A 16691-nucleotide genomic window follows, 5' to 3' on the forward strand; every position below is an offset into this window, starting at 1 on the left:
GCATATATTAGGCACAGCCGACGCTTACATGCAGCTCTGGCCGATCTGGCACCAATGGCCAGAGATGGCGAGTTTTGTTGAAAAACTCCTGTTGCAGCGCGGTGTAAATGCTGATTCAATCTGTCTATGGGCAGGGAGGATTCAAGGCGATGATGGGGCCGAAACAGGAGACGCAAGCGGCGCTTTTTTACGAGTTTTCACTAGAAGAGCATGTTCCGAAGGATCATTTGCTTCGCTTTATAGATCGGTTTGTGGACCTGTCTGCAGTCCGCGAACACCTCAAGCCATTTTATAGCCACACGGGCCGTCCGTCTGTTGATCCAGAACTGATGATTAGAATGCTGTTGGTTGGCTACATTCATGGCATCCGTTCCGAGCGCCGTCTGTGTGACGAGGTTCATCTCAATTTGGCTTATCGTTGGTTCTGCCGGTTGGATTTGACTGACCCCGTACCAGACCATTCGACTTTCTCAAAGAACCGGCATGGCCGTTTCCGCGAAAGCAATCTGCTACGGGCCGTATTCGAGGCAGTGGTTGCCCGCTGCATTGAAGAGGGTGCTGTTGGCGGCGAGCGTTTTGCGACAGACGCCAGTCTTATTGAAGCCGATGCCAATAAACAGAATTCCACCGCCAAGGAAGACTGGGATCTGGACAAGATCAATCCGGAGACGGCCTCCCGCGCGGTCAAAGACTATCTCTTTGCCCTTGATGATGAGGCTTTCGGTGCGGCAACAGAGGTTGTTCCCAAATTTACCTCGCATTCAGACCCATCAAGCCAGTGGACAGCTGCTCTTCATGGTCCTGCTTTCTTTGCCTATTCCGACAATTATTTGATCGATACCGATAACGCTATCATAGTTGACGTACAAGCCAGCCGTTCCATTCGTACTGGTGAGAGAGGTGGCTCGGTTTGTTTGAACAGGTTTTTGCTGTTTTATAAGTGGATCCGGCCTGCTTTCATGCTGCGATATTCAGCGGCTTCATTTGGTTGAAGTAGACCTGATCCGGTGTCTTTCGGTCAAGGGATGAATGAGGGCGTTTGGAATTGTAGAATTCCAGATACTCCCTGATGCCATTTCTTGCCTCTGGCACATTGCCATAGGCATGCAGATAGACCTCTTCATATTTGATAGAGCGCCAAAGTCGCTCAACAAAGACATTGTCCCGCCAAGCCCCTTTCCCGTCCATTGAGATAGCTATATCGGCATCTTTGAGCATTTTGATAAATGCCAGCGATGTGAATTGGCTTCCCTGATCGGTGTTGAAGATCTCCGGCTTGCCATACTTGGCCATAGCCTCTTCAACCGCTTCAATACAGAAAGCTGTATCAAGGGTGATGGAAAGCCGCCAGGACAATACACGTCGAGAGAACCAGTCCACGACGGCAGCCAGATAGACGAAGCCTTTGGCCATGGGAACATAGGTTATGTCCATCGCCCAGACTTGGTTGGGGCGCGTGACAGCTAGTTTCCTCAGCAAGTAAGGATATATTTTATGTCCCGGCGCTGGCTTTGATGTATTGGGGCGACGGTAAATTGCCTCGATCCCCATCCGCTTCATCAGCGTTGAAACATGAAGTCGACCAACCTTGTGTCCCTCGCCAAGCAAAAGGCCCTGAAGCATCCGGCTGCCCGCAAAGGGATAATCCAGATGCAATTTGTCAATCCGCCGCATCAGATTCAGATCGGCATCAGACGTTGGCCTTGCCGTGTAATACAAGCACCCTCGACTGATACCCAACGCCTTTGCTTGTCGGGACAAGGAGAGTCTGTGTTTGGGATCAATCATTTCTTTGCGCTCAGAAGACCGGCCTTGCTGAGCGCCCCGCTTAAAAAATCATTCTCAAGCGTTAGTTCTCCTATCTTGGCATGAAGAGTTTTTACATCAATCGTTGGCGTCGGATCCGGAGCCTTGGACTCCTTCTCAAAAACGTCACTGGCACCTTCAAGAAGTTGGTCGCGCCATTGCTTGATCTGATTGGCATGAACATCGTATTGCTGGCCAAGCTCACTTAATGTCTGCTCGCCACGAACTGCTGCTAAGGCTACCTTGGATTTGAAAGCAGAGGTGTGATTGCGTCTGGGGCGTCTTGTCATAGTAGGATCTCCTGTAAGCCCAATAAGGACAAATTACAGACCAAAATCCACTTATATCACCTGTTCAGATTTCCCGAGCCACCTCTGAGACCTATGCGACGCGAACCATGATTGAACGCGCGCATGAACGGTTTGGTCTTTGGCCAGAGCGTTTGATCGCTGACACTGCATATGGGTCTGCAGAGATGCTAGCTTGGCTAGTCTATGATTGGGGGATTGAACCGCATATTCCGGTAATCGACAAATCAAAACGTGATGATGGGACATTCTCACGCGAGGACTTTGTCTATGAGCATGAGACGGATGCCTATATCTGTCCCGCCGGCAAGCAACTGCTCAGAAGTCGCAGAAAGTTCCAAACCATTCGCCCCGACCAGAAGGACCCCGACTTTGTCAAATATGGCGCAGCAAAAGCAGACTGCGAAGCCTGCAGCCTCAGGCAACAATGCTGTCCAAAGGGAACACCGCGCAGGCTTCTGCGTTCAAAATATGAGGGCGCGCGCCAGATGGCTCGCGACATAGCCGAAACCGATGACTATGCCATCTCATGCAAGCTGCGAAAGAAGGTCGAGATACTGTTCGCCCACCTCAAGCGTATATTGGGTCTCAGGCGACTAAGATTACGAGGTCCCAATGGTGCAAATGATGAATTCCTCCTCGCAGCAACCGCCCAGAACCTTAGGAAACTGGCAAAACTATTTCCAAATACGCGGAAACCGCACCCAGCGTAATGCCAAGCCTTGCGGCTATTCTTCCAATATCTAAAATCCACCCAGAAAAGCCGACTTTTTCAACGAAATTGGCGGATTCCGGTCATTCGCTGTGCTGCGGCGAAGGTGCGGAAAGTTGTTCTTCGCTGCAGTAGTAACGTTCTATCGTCTGGAAAGAGATCTGTACCACTTGCGCTGAGGCGGCGATACTGAAGTATCGTCGTATTTGAAGCAGTCAGCCAAGTCATCAATCGATGTAAGAACACCATTGAGCACTGGAGCAGAAAAGCTACTGCTTCCACCCGTGGCATAGTGGCTGACCCAATTGCTAATAATGGCCGGAACATGGGAGTTCAACACACCTTGAACCTGCTGCGTGTCAAGAACAAGGGAGCCCGCCCTTTGGTGCAGATCCATCGCCTCTTTGATGGCCTCGAGGCAATTACTGACCATCTTGTTCGTGTCCTTTATCGCAAAATCGATTGGTACAGGAACATTCACTTTTCGGATAATTTGCTGAAGCTTGTATTCCAGATATTGGCGGACAATCGGCTCCGCTTCGCTGATCTGCCCAGCAGCAAGAAGGGAAGTTATACGTGTCTTGAGGCGATCAGCACCCTGCGCTTGGTGAAGAATATCTCCCATTGGGGACGAGCCTTGCAGTTTATTATGATGCCAGTCTGCCGTTCCTCCCTTCGTGTCGAAGTATTTTTCAAGCAATCCATCATGGCTCAGGATGATGAACTGAAGACCGTTAGCATTCTTCGGATGCTGCAGCTTGGTTCTGATTAGTTCCATCAAGTAGAACTGGTGCCCGGCATCGAAACTCGATGTCACGTCATCAAGGACAACAAAGCGCGGCGCGCCGGAATGCTTCATAGCAGCAGCTAGGAAAACGGAAATAGCAAGGGCATTGCGGTAGCTTTCTGACAGCAGCGCGCGCGCGGATAGCTTATGCTGCCCATGAAAATCACTGAGTTCGACGTTCAGGTCTTCTTTGTTGTTGGCGCGCTGAAGATCCGGCACAACGTCACCAACCTGCATGATGTCCTTGTACATGGATTTATAATCGTCATCGATGTTATTGATCTTGGCCTTCGACAGCGCCGCCTCGGCGGTGGAAAATCTGGAAGAAACATTCGAGATAAACGTCTTCCAGCGCTCGCGGATATCCAGACGCGCTTGCTGTTCAGACGCTTCAACTTGGCCATTCCTATAGGTATTGAAGGCGTCTTTGAACTGTCGCCCATATTCCACTTGCTCAGTAAGCTGAACCAGCGATGCCGGAAGCTCGGCTTCGAGGTTCGTCTTCTTTTTCTGCGCCTTGTCCAGCAAGTCGGCAACAAGCGCCATAAGCTCGTTAGTGCGCGTGATTGCGGCGTTGACTTCCGTCTCGCTCGTCTCCCCTGTCTTCATCCGCGTTTGGAGGCGCACAAGAATACGGTCCGCTGCATCCACACCTAGCTCCTTTGCGAGTTCGTGGTCGGAAAGGCATTGCCGCCACGCCGAGCCTTCCCATAACTCGCCAAGTTCCTTCGCCTTGGCCGCTGTATCAGTATAATGGTTGAGTTGGTGATGGATATGCGCGCCTATGGAAGATTGGAGTTGGCTCTCACAGAGCGGACATTCGGCATCATTGTTCCAAGCATCACTTTCAACGACATTCTGAGCGGCTGAATAGAGTTTTTCAAATAAATCGCCACGGGTAGTGGCCAGCAAAGCATCTCGTTCGGCGATGATTCCCTTGATTTTCTCCTGCTCTTCGCCAATCTCCGTTGCGTCATGGGCTCCCAGTGTCTCCAGGGCCGTGATTTCGGCAATAATAGTCGCAAGTTCTTTACGCTTCTCACCGCCTTCCGCCGTTTTGATTGCATTCTTGATGGCGTCGAAGTCGATGTCATCCAGTGGCTTGCCATCGAAATATTCTTTGAGAAGTTCGACGTTGCCAAGAGCTTGTGAGACCTCAGTGGCGTACTGGTCGAGCATGTCCACATCGTCGAGTGGCTTTCCCATTACTTTCTCGAAGTTGGCACGTAGCGCAGTCAAGGCTTGCTGTACTAAGCGCTCAGTTCCGGAGATTTGTGTTGCCAGAATCTTTATATCGAGATCGGTGTTCGTCGTGCGCGTATCGGAGACGACCTGCAATGCTTGACGGCAATCCGAATATTCTGAAAGCCCCAATAGGGCGGAGAATGTCCGGCCACGTTCCAGCGGAGACTCTTCTATGAACCGTGAGAAGGTACGGTAATCTAGGAGCGCAAATGCCTCGTTCAGTGTACAAAGAAAACCTTCGGGATCTGCATGCCCGCTGGCACTGCTGACCGTACGGTTTCCTGCACCATCTCGTTCTACTTTGATGGACACCACCGCACCGCCATCATCCGGCTCCAACTCTACTTCAACCAAGGCCTTGTCGCCGGAGTGAAAGCGGTTGCAGTAGTAATCCTGAGGACGCTCATGAGCTTTTAGGTCATCAAGTTTGGGTATGGTTCCATGAATCACGTAGTACAACGATTCAAATATTGAACTTTTCCCTATGCCATTGACTGCAAATACAGAGTTCACAGCATTGGGCTTAAAGCTGATGTCGAGCGGATTGCCTTGATTATTAACGCCCCGAAAGCCCTCGATCTTCAGTCTGCGGAGAAAATAGCGTGGCATTATTCACCCTCCGCTTCTGTGTCGGGCACAAGAAGGTCATCGATAGCGGCAACAATGGCTTCGTTGAAAGCTGTTCGGGATCTTGTGTCCCTTTCTCCGTCGCTAACGACAGCGAGAAGCTTGTCCCAGTTGGCTTCAAGGATTGCCGCCATTTCAGGATCAATATCTTTCACGTGCTCCACGAACGCAGTGCAGTTTTCTAGAAATCTGTTGCTATCATCGAAATTGAAATTAGACACTTTTCAACCTGGTTGAATTCCGTTTGAAATATACACGTCAATCTAGAATTTCTCAGTCATCGCGTCAACATCTACCGCATTGCAGCATTTCAGAAGAGGCTAGAAGTCCGCTCAGGGCCGTCTTCGCATTGATTACCTTTTGAAAGGAATCACATTCTCGCCGCCATTAACGAAAGCAGCGGCACCTTCTTTGCGAATGGTTGTCACGGCCTCTTCAAACGCGGCGTAATCGTCATCAAATAGATCGTCCCAAACTATCGACGTCCCATCGGTAGTCACGACTTCAAGTGACCAGCCGTCTCCACCTTCAAGTTTATAGATGTCTATCTTGAAACGAATGCCATCTTCGACGATTAGTTGCGAAGCACTTGATACAATCAGGTTTGGCTCTCGTTCCATAAACATATCTCTTTTGTATGCTGCGAATGTCTGTAACTGTTATGCTGCATGGCGGTATTGGAAGTCAACTCAAGGTCTGGATTGGGCCGCTGAAGAACGGGAAACGGGACGAATTTCCTAAATAGTGATATCAGGTTACCGCGCATCAAAAACCGATTTTAAGCAAACCAATGGAGACGCCACAGTGAAATGCTTACGGATTTATGCCACACCAGATGGAGAGAGCCATTTTGATGAGATAGAAATTCCGACGAGCCAAGTTCGGGTTCATCATGCCGCGACCCCGTTTGACGTCTCTGCCAGCTATCCTGCTGATAGAGTCCGCTTCACTAGCATTCCTGCTGGAATGAAGCAGGTTGATTGGCACACGGTACCCGGCCGAGAGTTAACCGTAAGACTAAATGGTTCTGTAGAATATGAAACGAGCGATGGAGAAGTTCGGAAAGTCGAAGCCGGTGAGTTTGTTCTTGTAGAAGATACTCATGGCAAGGGGCACCTCTCTCGTCATTCACCGGGTCCTCAGCTGGTTCTTTGGATCTCGCTTACAAACGGGCTGGATGATCCAAAGTAGGCAAAAACCTTGCTTCAAATGCTTGGCTTGCCGGATCAAACGATCCAAGTCCGAATTTATTCGGTCAGATCAATGGCAGCTAGTGAGATATCGCATTGCGGAATTGGATCTAGTGTCGAACGGCGGCTCAGGGCCGACCTTTCAATTAGATCTAGCTCTGCAGGTCACAGCATGGAACCCAACTTATAAGATGCTGCATTAAGCACCGATGCGTATACTCGCGCAGTGAGCGCCATAGGTGAATTACTCAAATTCAATCGAAACCTGAAGAGGCCTATTCGCGGTCACAACCAATGAACCGTCAAGGCTAGGACGAGAATAACTGTTGTAATCGGACCCCAGAGTTTGCGTTCTGCAGTAGACGGAGTGATCCAATTCAGCACCATCATCACCGCATTCATCGCAACGACAGCCCATCCTGTCCATGACGGCCAACCTGGCCAGCAACCGTCAGCAGACAAGATTGCAAGAGCCATTCCAACTAAGATGGCAATAGAAACCGCAGCAATAATGCGACCAGAGCGAGGCAAGGGTCCATCGACTTGCCCGCCTTGCGTGATTCTGCCCCATGGGGCTCCAAGGATCAACGCGACTTGAAAACCGATCACTCCCAAGATTATCGCGCAGTAGATATATGACATTCTTGTCTGCCTTTCCTCAAAACGCCGTGAACCGTAGCAGAAAAGAAAATTCAATCAAACCTTCACGGTCGTTGTAGATCACACAAAGCAGGCCGTATCTCCCTGCGTCTAGAAGTCCGCTTTTAAGAGTTGCGCTGCACCAATCAAACCTATCCTGTCAGGCAGTTTTGGGCCGCGAGTGCTGGTCTCGAGCTTGGGTAACAATTGTCCATTGATGCGTTGCATCAGGCCGATTGGAGACCAAACCTACACTGATTTGATTCTATAACTGAACGTGAATGTGATCATCATGACGAGCGGCACGGCAGCCTTGAAACCTGATTTTCGTGCTCTGAGCCTCATACCTCGCCCTTAAGTGAGGTTCGATGAAAACCTTTCCAACCCGTTCATCGTCGCCGAGCCATTGTAATCCAGCTTTCATCCGCAACGCTTCTGGTTGATAGTTCGGCCATAGGTTTTGCAGCCAAGCCAAGTCCCATCTTAAAGTCATCGAGTTATCAGGGCAATCTGTTGGGCCCTGCTCAAATGCGAAGTACCCGATTGGTGATCTTGTGGCGTTGGGCAAATAGCCAGTTTCATCTTCGTAATAGAAGGCCAGATCCACCTTTCTCCCATCGTCATGTGACAGATGTGGAAGTAGAGGAAAACCCGAAACAAAGGGAAAATTGGCGTCTAATACGCGAGTAGTCGTGTTGGGAAAGTCGTGTTCCATCCGTGCAGCGTAGTCGGTCAACACTTCCTTGAGCTCCGGAACGACATATTGCCTGTTCAGTATGCAAAATACCGTTGATTGCATCCGCAAGGCGTTTCCTGAAATACAGGGCAAAGGCTCGCGCCCAAGCATTGGGGCGATCCATAGCGCAGCCAATGATAACGCGCAGTAGGTGGCAATAAATACGAGAATTCTGCGCTTGTAATTCAATGCGATCAACCATGCTAGACCACCGAGCTGTGAAACGACTGTGAACAATATGATGATAATAGTATGCGAGATAATCTTGATCATAGATGCAATATGCAGCAACACTTTTTGTTTGAACAGGCGTTATGCGAACGGCCGCTACGAGGAAATCGCATTGCAGCATTCAAGATCTGGCCAATGGCAGGAGTGGGCCGGATGTAACTCCGGCCCTTTTCTTTTTACATTTCAACGCTCTCGGATATTGAAAGGGCATCTTCAAGATCGACGCCAAGGTAACGGACAGTGCTATCCATTTTTGTATGGCCAAGCAAAAGCTGAACGGCTCTCAAGTTGCCCGTTTTCTTGTAAATTTGAGCTACCTTTGTACGTCTCATTGAATGTGTGCCGTAGGCACTTGGCTCTAGGCCAATGGACTGTACCCACTCTTTCAGAAGCCGCGCATATTGGCGGGTGGAGATGTGTGGGCGGTCGTGGAAACGACCCGGCCAGAGATAGGAATGACCGATCATTGCAGGAAGGCAGATCCATTCCTTAAGGGACTTTCGTGTCCCTTCTGTAATCTCGAAACGCACCGGAGTGCTAGTTTTGCTTTGCAGAATAGAAGTGCGTTCCTTGATTGCTCCTGCGGCGTAAACATCGGCCACTTTTAGCCTGACCAGATCGCATCCACGTAGTTTGCTATCGACTGCCAGATTGAATAGGGCAAGATCGCGAACAGCACCTGCAATTTCAAGCCTCACGCGGATCGCCCAGACATGCTTGGGCTGGAGTGGCTTTTTCTGACCTATTATTCTTCCACGGTTCCAAGCGCGTTTTACGGGAACAACCATCGGCAAATTGGAAGCAGACATTTGCAATTCCTCCTCTCCAATCCCTCCATCCCAGCACCCAGACATTGAGCAGAGACATATTGAACTGATTAGTTAGGTTGAGCAAACTGCCGCTATGAACCCGAATTGCAAAATGCTGTACCTAGGCTGAATGGCTGCGTTATCAGTTTCGTGAGGGCTAACCGTCTAACAAAATTCCAGTTTTGCTGTAGGGGATCAGGTTGCCGAGGTGCCGTAATCTCAGGAATCGCTCGCAATCAGTCCGCCGGCGATGGCCGACGCCATGTTGCCGCCGCCGACCAGTGCAATCCTAGCCATGACTCAGAAGCTCGTGATGACGGTTGCGCCGATGGACAGAAATTTGTCCATGTTCATCAGAGCCTCGGGGGCTGCGTTAAGGCTGATTTTGTTGCCGACCAACCGCGCCGGATCGAGCTTGCCGCTTTCCACCATGTCCAGCATCGCGCCATAGCGATGCGCCTGCATACCGTGCGATCCGAGCAGTTCGATTTCCTGTGCGACGATCTTGGGCATGGGCACGGCGGGCGCTGCATAGTCGCCCAGCATGAGGCCCACTTGGATATGCTTGCCACGCGGGCGCAGGCAGAGAATAGAGTTGGTCATTGTAACGGGATGTCCCAAAGCATCGAGCGAGACATGCGCGCCGCCCTTTGTGATCTCTTTGATTGCCTCGACCACATCGCTTTTGCTATCAAGCGCCGCCACCGCGCCCAGTTCCTTAGCCAGCGACAGCTTGACCGGGTCGATGTCCACCCCGATCACATTGGCCCCGGCAGCAGAAGCAATCATCACCGCTGACAGACCCACACCACCGCAGCCATGCACTGCGACCCATTGGCCTGCGCGGACCTTGCCTTGGTCGATCACGGCCCTAAACGAGGTGGCGAACCGGCAGCCAAGGCTGGCCGCAGTGGCGAAGGCCATGCTCTCGGGAAGGGCCACCACATTCAGGTCTGCCTGATGGATAGGCACATATTCCGCGAAGCTACCCCAATGGGTGAATCCTGGCTGCTCCTGATGCAGACACACCTGCTGATGCCCCGCGTTACACTCGCTACACGTCCCGCAGCCACAGATGAACGGCACCGTCACCCGGTCACCCACGTTCCAATTTTTGACGTCCTTGCCGATCGCCTCAATCACGCCCGCCAACTCATGGCCGGGGATATGCGGTAACTCGATGTCGCTGTCATGCCCCATCCAGCCGTGCCAGTCACTGCGGCAGACCCCAGTGGCCTCGACTTTCACGACAACACCATGTGCCTCGGGCATTGGGTCCGCGACGGTGGCAACTTTAGGGGCTTCTTGGAACTTCTCGAACAGGACAGCTTTCATGATGAGGTCTTTCGGGTTTCACTTCGATTGGGACGTTTTCTACCACACAAGGACGAAATAGATTTGCCATTCTGCCCTAATTTGTAATATTTTTGAGAAGAAAGATCACGTTTCATTCTTTTCTTGAGGGCATTCCACTCATGTCGGACATCGATGCGATCAACGTACAGATTCTGGAACTTATGCAAGGTGACGGGCGCATGACCAACACAAGACTAGCCGAGCATCTGAACATGAGCGAGACCCCGTGCTGGCGGCGGCTCAAAAAACTGGAAGAGACGGGCATCATCGAAGGGTATCAAGCCAACCTAAATCGACGCAAACTGGGTCTTGGGGTTATGGCCTTCGTGCAACTGAGTTGCTCCGAGCATGATCAGGCTGCGACTGCCGAATTCCAACGTATTATAGAGGTCACGCCCAACATCCTCGCCTGCCACAACACCACGGGCGAGGACGATTTCCTTCTCATTGTCGTTGCCCGCGATCTGGATGACTACAGCGCCTTCGTTGACAACACTTTGCGGCGCCTACCGGGGGTGACCAGCATTCGCTCAAACCTTTCGCTTAAGGAGATGAAGGCGTCGAGCAAGCTGCCTGTTCGTGTTTCGAAGCGATAGTCCTAGTCAGCAAAACGAAAACGGATCTGGATATTGACAGCGCGAACGGCAGTTTTGTCCGGTGGCTTCAACGGATCGACGCAACACATGCCACCTACGATGCGAAAATGCTGCGGGCTGCCTGAGTGGCCTCTTTTTAGCAACCGCATTGCAGCATCCGCCCATCCTCGAGAGGCAGCAAAGGGCCGCGATTGCTAGTTACGGGCATGTATGGCCGTTTTTGCAACCTGAATTGTTATCTGACTAGCTGACCGGGCTGTTTAGTTCTAACAATTCGTAGAAGCGGTCGCATCCCTAAATGGCGTTTTTCTTTTGAAAAACCTATTATTTTTTTAGTGGCTTAGATGCTAGAAGTGAGTTCGGTTGGTCACTGCGTTAGCCAAGAAGCTGCACGCGTGCGGCCGCAAAACGTTCCGCCAGGTCGCTATGCTCTGTCCCAAGCCCGTCGTCACAATAGGCATTCAAGAACTGCCGTCGGGCAAACAGATCCCGGTCTGTCTCGGTGAGCTTGGCTACCTCGCAAACCCCGTCCCACTCGCCGGCGATCGTCGTGAGTTGCTCAATGATTATGTCCTTGGCGCTCTCGTCATTGAGAAAAATCCAGAAGCGGCATTAAGACAGCTTTTAAGCGTACTCATTCAGGCTTGACCAACATAGGAGCATCAATGCCTGCTGACGAGTCACAACAGCACGCATCCTACATCCCAGTTCGCTCAAACAGGCTAATCCAGTTTTTGTATGCAATTTTTTCTATCAATTCCAGACCGAAACCATGGGTGCGCATTGCCTCAATTAGGGTAGGATTGCCAGCGGATGATCCTATAGTTTGAGGTACGGTACAGCCGTCAAAATCTGATCCCAGTGCCACTCCATTTTCGCCCAGTTTTGTTAGCAAATGATCAAGGTGGTTCAACATGCGTTCTATTGGCGTGTCGGCATTCAACATATCTCCGTCCTCGCGCAAAAATCCAACCGCATAGTTAAGCCCCACCACTCCCTTACTCTCGGCTATGGCATCGAGTTGTTTGTCGGTCAGGTTGCGTGGGGTCTGGCTGAGAGCATGAACATTTGAGTGTGTGGCAACCAATGGTGCACTGCTGAGTTTTTGGATATCCCAAAAGCCGTTTTCATTGAGATGGGACATGTCGATCATTATGGACTTCTTGTTGCATAGGCGCACAAGATCCCGGCCTTCCGCAGATAATCCGGGCCCTTGATCGGGGGTGCCGGGAAAGGTGAAAGGCACACCATGGGCAAATATATTTGGCCGACTCCAGACAGGGCCTATGGATCGCAGGCCAACAGAATGGAGAACCTCCAACGCATGAAAGTCAGGATCAATGGCTTCCGCACCTTCAATATGCAGGACAAGCGCAATAGATCCTGCAGACATCGCCGCTTTGATCTCGGCGGGAGAACGGCAAATGGTAACAGCGCCGTTTGATGCCCCCTGCAGACGAAGGGCCGCCGAAACCATATGCATGGTAAATTCCAGTGCATATGCTTGATCAACGGGGGTTGTTTTTTCATGCAATTCCAGTTCCCGACCGGTGTTATTGACGGGAGGAACAAACATTGCAAAGAGACCACCGGCAAACCCACCGGCTTGTGCCTTGGGTAGATCGATATGAAAGCCCTGATTGTTCTCGAAGAACGAAATGGGTTTGCCTTCTCGCTCTGCCAAAGTCAATCCCAAAAGAGTATCGTTATGTCCATCAAAAACTGGGATGAGTGGTTCGCTCATTGGGCTGCCCTTTCATTGTATCATGGCAAATAGCGGCATTGTCACACCACTGATAGATGGCATAACTGAATTGTTTGAATTGGGGAAAGTCATGACAATTTCCTGTCACGACAGAGAGGTGGTGGCCAGAGCTTCAGGCAAATTCCTTGAAACTCTTAAGTGCTTGACGGTCATAACCATGTGAGGCTGTCCAGAGTTGTCGTGTGTAAGCTTGCTCGACATTGCCTGAACGCAATTGCTCTTCAGTCATTTCTTCGATGATCTCGCCGCGGTTCATCACTGCTATTTTGCTGCATAGATGACCGACCACGGCTAGATCATGGCTAACCATTATATAGGTCAAACCATGAGCTTTGCGTAGAGCAGACAACAGGTTGAGAATTTCGGCTTGTACAGACACGTCCAGAGCGCTGGTCGGTTCATCAAGCAGGATGACGCGTGGCTCCAGAATCAGCGCCCGGGCAATAGCGACGCGTTGTCGCTGTCCTCCTGAGAGTTGATGGGGATAGCGAAAGCGGAATTCTGGTCCCAAGCCAACTTCATTGAGGATTTTAACGATGCGTTCGTCGTGGTTGTCCAGCTGATGGATCACCAGAGGTTCTTTGAGGGTGTCATCGACGGTACGGCGTGGGTGCAGCGAGCCATAGGGGTCTTGAAACACCATTTGCATATGTTTTCGCGAAGCCACAGAGCGTTTGCGGCCGAGCGATTCACCATCGACCATGATTGAGCCGGTCCAATGGGAATATATCCCAACCATTGCGCGCAGGATTGTCGATTTTCCCGAGCCAGACTCACCGACCAATCCATAGCTTTCGCCCTCGGCAACAGTCAAACTTACATCCTTGAGAGCCTTGATTTCGGCCTTTCTTGAGCCGAAGACAATGCCGAGATTTTCAATTGAAATCATCATGACTGTTCTCCTCGCTGCAGATCGAGATCGTCCGTCATCCAGGCGGGGTCCCGTTTGAGTACGGGCAAGTCGCTATGGGTGCCGTCTAGTCGAGGCAGGCAATTGAGCAGACCCTTGGTGTAGGGATGCTTAGCCCTGTCCAAATGTTTGGCGTCCAGAGATTCCATAATGCGGCCGCCATACATGACAAGAACCCGGTCGCAAAAACTGGAGACCAAGTGCAGGTCGTGGCTGATCAACACAAGACCCATGCCGCGTTCGCGCACCATATCGTCAAGCAGGGCCAGAACCTGCATCTGAACAGTCACATCCAACGCCGACGTTGGTTCATCCGCGATCATCACCTGAGGGTTGGTAATCAGCATCATGGCAATCATGATGCGTTGTCCCATACCGCCAGATACTTGATGGGGGTAAAGACGATACACCTTCTCGGGCTCACGAATGCGGACGGTTTCGAGCATTGCAAGGGCGCGTTGTTTGGCCTCGGATTTGGATACGGTCTCATGCTGACGGCAAGATTCGGCGATTTGGGCACCGACCGTCATCACCGGATTGAGCGAATATTTCGGATCTTGCATGATCATGGAAATCCGCGAGCCACGGATGCTGCGCATGCACTTTTCATCCGCCCGCATCAAGTCCATGCCATCAAAAAGCAGCTCATCTGCCTCGATGGAGCCGTTGCCTGCGGTCAAGCGCAATAAGGCGCGGCCGGTTTGAGATTTGCCTGAACCGGATTCACCGACAATGCCCAATCGCTCGCGGCCAAGGTCAAAGCTGATCCCACGCACCGCATGCACGGGCCCTTTGGGTGTGGCAAAACATACATGCAGATTTTTCACCGATATGAGCGGCGCTTCACCCTTGTTTGCTGCATTGGTCGGGGCGCCATCGGGCTGATTAGAGGTGTTCATATTGCTGCTATCCATGATCAATGCCCCGCACTGCTGCGTGGATCAAGCACGTCACGCAAGCCGTCGCCAAGAAGGTTAAAGCCCAGAGAGACGGTAAGAATGGCGATGCCAGGAATGGTCGGCACCCACCATTGATCGAGCAGAAAGTCCCTGCCAGTTGCGATCATTGCACCCCATTCGGCCAGTGGTGGTTGAGCCCCAAGGCCTAAGAAACCAAGCCCGGCGGCGGTGAGGATAATGCCGGCCATATCGAGCGTCAGGCGCACAATGGTTGAGGATAAACACATCGGCATAATATGAAAAAATAGAAGTCGCGTTTTGGAAGCTCCCATAATTTCTGCGGCCATAATATACTCGGAATTACGCACAGTGAGTGTCTCTGCTCGGGCCAATCGAGCGTAGGGCGACCAACTGGTTATGGCGATGGCCAAAACAGCATTCTCCAGACCGGGGCCTAACACCGCCACAAAGGCCAATGCCAAAATGAGCCGTGGGAAGGCCAGAAAAATATCTGTGATGCGCATTAGTACTGTATCAACAATGCCGCCAAACAAGCCAGCAGTGGTGCCAATGATCAGGCCGATAGGCATGACGATGATGGACACCAGAAAGATGATATACAGGGTTATGCGGGAACCCCAGACGATGCGGTCAAAGACATCCCGGCCCAGTTCGTCTGTGCCGAACCAATGCTGGGCGGTGGCGGGCTGGAGGCGGTTGGACAACTCTTGGGTGGAGCCATCGCCGCTGGCGATGATCGGAGCGAACAGGGCAACCAGACAAAGAAAGGTAACAATCCCAAGTCCGAGCATGGCGATGGGGTTGGTTTTAAAGGAAAGCCAGCCAATATAGGCGCGCTGGCAGCGAGCCTGAAAGGCATTGTCAGGGAAGTCGGCCAACAGCCACGCCTTGATGCCTTTTGTAGATTTGATTGCGCTGTCGGTCATTATTTGGCCCTCGGGTCGACAATTCGGTAGAGCATGTCGGAAAGCATGTTGATGCCGACAAAGGATAGGCCGACCACCAAGGTGCCGCCGATGACGGCGTTCATGTCGGCATTAAACAGAGAGTTGGTGATATACTGACCGATACCCGGCCACGCAAAGACTGTCTCGGTGAGCACAGAGCCTTCCAATAGGCTGGCGTAGGTCAAGCCGATGATGGTGATCAGTTGCACCAAGACATTGCGAAAGGCGTGGGTCCAGATGACTTGGCCTTCCTTGAGTCCCTTGACGCGGGCGGTCAGGACATATTCCTGATTCAGCTGGTCAAGCATGAAAGATCGCGTCATGCGGGCGATATAGGCAAGGGAATAGATCGCCAACATAGAGGCGGGAAGAATGACATGGGAAACAGCGTTGGAAAAGACCTCCCATTCTCCGGCAAGAGCGGAATCAATCAAAATCACCCCAGTGACCGGATCAACAATGCCGTCAAAATAGAAATCGATGCGGCCGGGTCCGGCGACCCAATCCAACTTTGCATAGAATATCAATAGCGCGACCATGCCGAGCCAGAAAACCGGGATGGAATGGCCTAGCAAACCGAGAATTCGCACGATATGGTCGAATAATTTGCCATGATTGACAGCGGCCAAAACGCCAGCAGGCACGCCGACGATGATGCCGACCAAAGTGGCGATGGTGGCCAGTTCGAGCGTTGCGGGAAAGAAACGGGCGATGTCTTCTATAACCGGTCGTGTGGTCATAACAGAGCGGCCAAAATCACCCTGAAGAATGTTGCCGACAAAAATCAGATATTGTTCCCAAATGGGCTTGTCGAGGCCCAGTTGCAGGAACATGGCTTCATAGACTTCTTTGGAAGCCCGATCTCCAACAATGGCCACCACCGGGTCATTGGGCATGATGCGTCCGATGACAAACGTAATGGCTGTGAGGCCGATAAAGGTGAGAATGAGCATCGTAATGCCCCCACCTATTTTTTTCATCACAGTCCAAATGGGCATGAAATCTAGAGCTGGTTTTTGTACCAAGGAGGTATTGGTCATTAAGGCTATCCCGCACAAGTTACCCGTGATCACGCGGCGCACGGCCGCGTGGAAGGTTTTGCAATCC

16 protein-coding genes and 2 pseudogenes are annotated in these 16691 nt (G+C 51.5%); 5 read left to right on the forward strand and 13 right to left on the reverse strand.

Translation table 11 applies throughout. The annotated features are described in order from the left end of the window. Positions 1 to 149: 149 nt before the first annotated feature. Positions 150 to 908, forward strand: a pseudogene (locus C0081_RS04090) (transposase); the annotation flags it as partial. A 49-nt stretch (positions 909 to 957) separates the two neighbouring features. On the opposite strand, the gene C0081_RS04095 reads toward C0081_RS04090, so the two are convergent. Then, positions 958 to 2096, reverse strand: a protein-coding gene (locus C0081_RS04095; protein WP_101532543.1) for an IS3 family transposase whose coding sequence is annotated in 2 segments (ribosomal slippage) — positions 958 to 1829 and positions 1829 to 2096 — 1140 coding nt in all. Because the reading frame shifts where the segments join, the coding sequence is not laid out codon by codon here. 83 nt (positions 2097 to 2179) lie between these two features. Between C0081_RS04095 and C0081_RS04100 the strand changes: the two are divergent. Beyond that, positions 2180 to 2827, forward strand: a pseudogene (locus C0081_RS04100) (transposase); the annotation flags it as partial. A gap of 141 nt (positions 2828 to 2968) precedes the next feature. On the opposite strand, the gene C0081_RS04105 reads toward C0081_RS04100, so the two are convergent. The 3 genes from C0081_RS04105 to C0081_RS04115 all read right to left on the reverse strand — a co-directional run bounded on the left by C0081_RS04105 (position 2969) and on the right by C0081_RS04115 (position 6105). Continuing rightward, a complete protein-coding gene (locus tag C0081_RS04105; protein ID WP_101532545.1) occupies positions 2969 to 5467 on the reverse strand; it encodes an AAA family ATPase in 2499 nt (832 codons plus the stop codon). Continuing rightward, complete coding sequence (locus C0081_RS23165; RefSeq protein ID WP_180966752.1) at positions 5467 to 5640, reverse strand: hypothetical protein; 174 nt, start codon at positions 5638 to 5640, stop codon at positions 5467 to 5469. The genes C0081_RS04105 and C0081_RS23165 overlap by 1 nt, the downstream gene beginning before the upstream one ends. Positions 5641 to 5838: 198 nt before the next feature. Beyond that, the gene (locus tag C0081_RS04115; protein ID WP_180966753.1) at positions 5839 to 6105 is read right to left on the reverse strand and encodes a hypothetical protein; all 267 of its coding nucleotides are present in this window, start codon (positions 6103 to 6105) and stop codon (positions 5839 to 5841) included. 184 nt (positions 6106 to 6289) lie between these two features. Here C0081_RS04115 and C0081_RS04120 point away from each other — a divergent pair, with 184 nt between their 5' ends. Continuing rightward, a complete protein-coding gene (locus C0081_RS04120; protein ID WP_101532547.1) occupies positions 6290 to 6676 on the forward strand; it encodes a cupin domain-containing protein in 387 nt (128 codons plus the stop codon). A gap of 284 nt (positions 6677 to 6960) precedes the next feature. On the opposite strand, the gene C0081_RS04125 is transcribed toward C0081_RS04120, so the two are convergent. From C0081_RS04125 to C0081_RS04140, 4 genes are all read right to left on the reverse strand, one after another. Then, on the reverse strand, positions 6961 to 7317 hold the full coding sequence (locus C0081_RS04125; RefSeq protein WP_101532548.1) for a hypothetical protein: 357 nt from the start codon (positions 7315 to 7317) through the stop codon (positions 6961 to 6963). A 262-nt stretch (positions 7318 to 7579) separates the two neighbouring features. Beyond that, complete coding sequence (locus tag C0081_RS04130) at positions 7580 to 8323, reverse strand: hypothetical protein (protein ID WP_101532549.1); 744 nt, start codon at positions 8321 to 8323, stop codon at positions 7580 to 7582. Positions 8324 to 8457: 134 nt separating this feature from the next. Then, the gene (locus C0081_RS04135) at positions 8458 to 9090 is read right to left on the reverse strand and encodes a tyrosine-type recombinase/integrase (protein WP_101532550.1); all 633 of its coding nucleotides are present in this window, start codon (positions 9088 to 9090) and stop codon (positions 8458 to 8460) included. 300 nt (positions 9091 to 9390) lie between these two features. Further along, entirely contained in the window at positions 9391 to 10425 is a 1035-nt protein-coding gene (locus tag C0081_RS04140) for a zinc-dependent alcohol dehydrogenase family protein (RefSeq protein ID WP_101532551.1), read from the reverse strand. A gap of 140 nt (positions 10426 to 10565) precedes the next feature. Between C0081_RS04140 and C0081_RS04145 the strand changes: the two genes are divergently transcribed. Both C0081_RS04145 and C0081_RS04150 read left to right on the forward strand, forming a co-directional pair. Next, entirely contained in the window at positions 10566 to 11042 is a 477-nt protein-coding gene (locus tag C0081_RS04145; protein WP_101532552.1) for an Lrp/AsnC family transcriptional regulator, read from the forward strand. 426 nt (positions 11043 to 11468) lie between these two features. Continuing rightward, positions 11469 to 11690, forward strand: coding sequence for a hypothetical protein (locus C0081_RS04150; RefSeq protein ID WP_146006398.1), 222 nt, complete (start codon positions 11469 to 11471; stop codon positions 11688 to 11690). Positions 11691 to 11739: 49 nt separating this feature from the next. Here the strand turns inward: C0081_RS04150 and C0081_RS04155 are convergent, their stop codons facing one another. The 5 genes from C0081_RS04155 to C0081_RS04175 all read right to left on the reverse strand — a co-directional run bounded on the left by C0081_RS04155 (position 11740) and on the right by C0081_RS04175 (position 16582). Then, the gene (locus tag C0081_RS04155; RefSeq protein ID WP_101532554.1) at positions 11740 to 12786 is read right to left on the reverse strand and encodes a dipeptidase; all 1047 of its coding nucleotides are present in this window, start codon (positions 12784 to 12786) and stop codon (positions 11740 to 11742) included. A gap of 133 nt (positions 12787 to 12919) precedes the next feature. Next, entirely contained in the window at positions 12920 to 13699 is a 780-nt protein-coding gene (locus C0081_RS04160; protein WP_245417855.1) for an ABC transporter ATP-binding protein, read from the reverse strand. Further along, positions 13696 to 14616 (reverse strand): ABC transporter ATP-binding protein, encoded by a 921-nt coding sequence (locus tag C0081_RS04165; protein ID WP_101532563.1) that lies wholly within the window; start codon positions 14614 to 14616, stop codon positions 13696 to 13698. The genes C0081_RS04160 and C0081_RS04165 overlap by 4 nt, the downstream gene beginning before the upstream one ends. A 17-nt stretch (positions 14617 to 14633) precedes the next feature. After that, a complete protein-coding gene (locus tag C0081_RS04170) occupies positions 14634 to 15563 on the reverse strand; it encodes an ABC transporter permease (protein WP_101532555.1) in 930 nt (309 codons plus the stop codon). Next, positions 15563 to 16582 carry an ABC transporter permease gene (locus C0081_RS04175; protein WP_245417856.1) on the reverse strand — a complete coding sequence of 340 codons (1020 nt, stop codon included), beginning with the start codon at positions 16580 to 16582 and terminating at the stop codon, positions 15563 to 15565. The genes C0081_RS04170 and C0081_RS04175 overlap by 1 nt, the downstream gene beginning before the upstream one ends. Positions 16583 to 16691: the final 109 nt, after the last annotated feature.

It is taken from the genome of Cohaesibacter celericrescens (genome assembly GCF_002866925.1).
GTDB classification, from domain to species: domain Bacteria; phylum Pseudomonadota; class Alphaproteobacteria; order Rhizobiales; family Cohaesibacteraceae; genus Cohaesibacter; species Cohaesibacter celericrescens.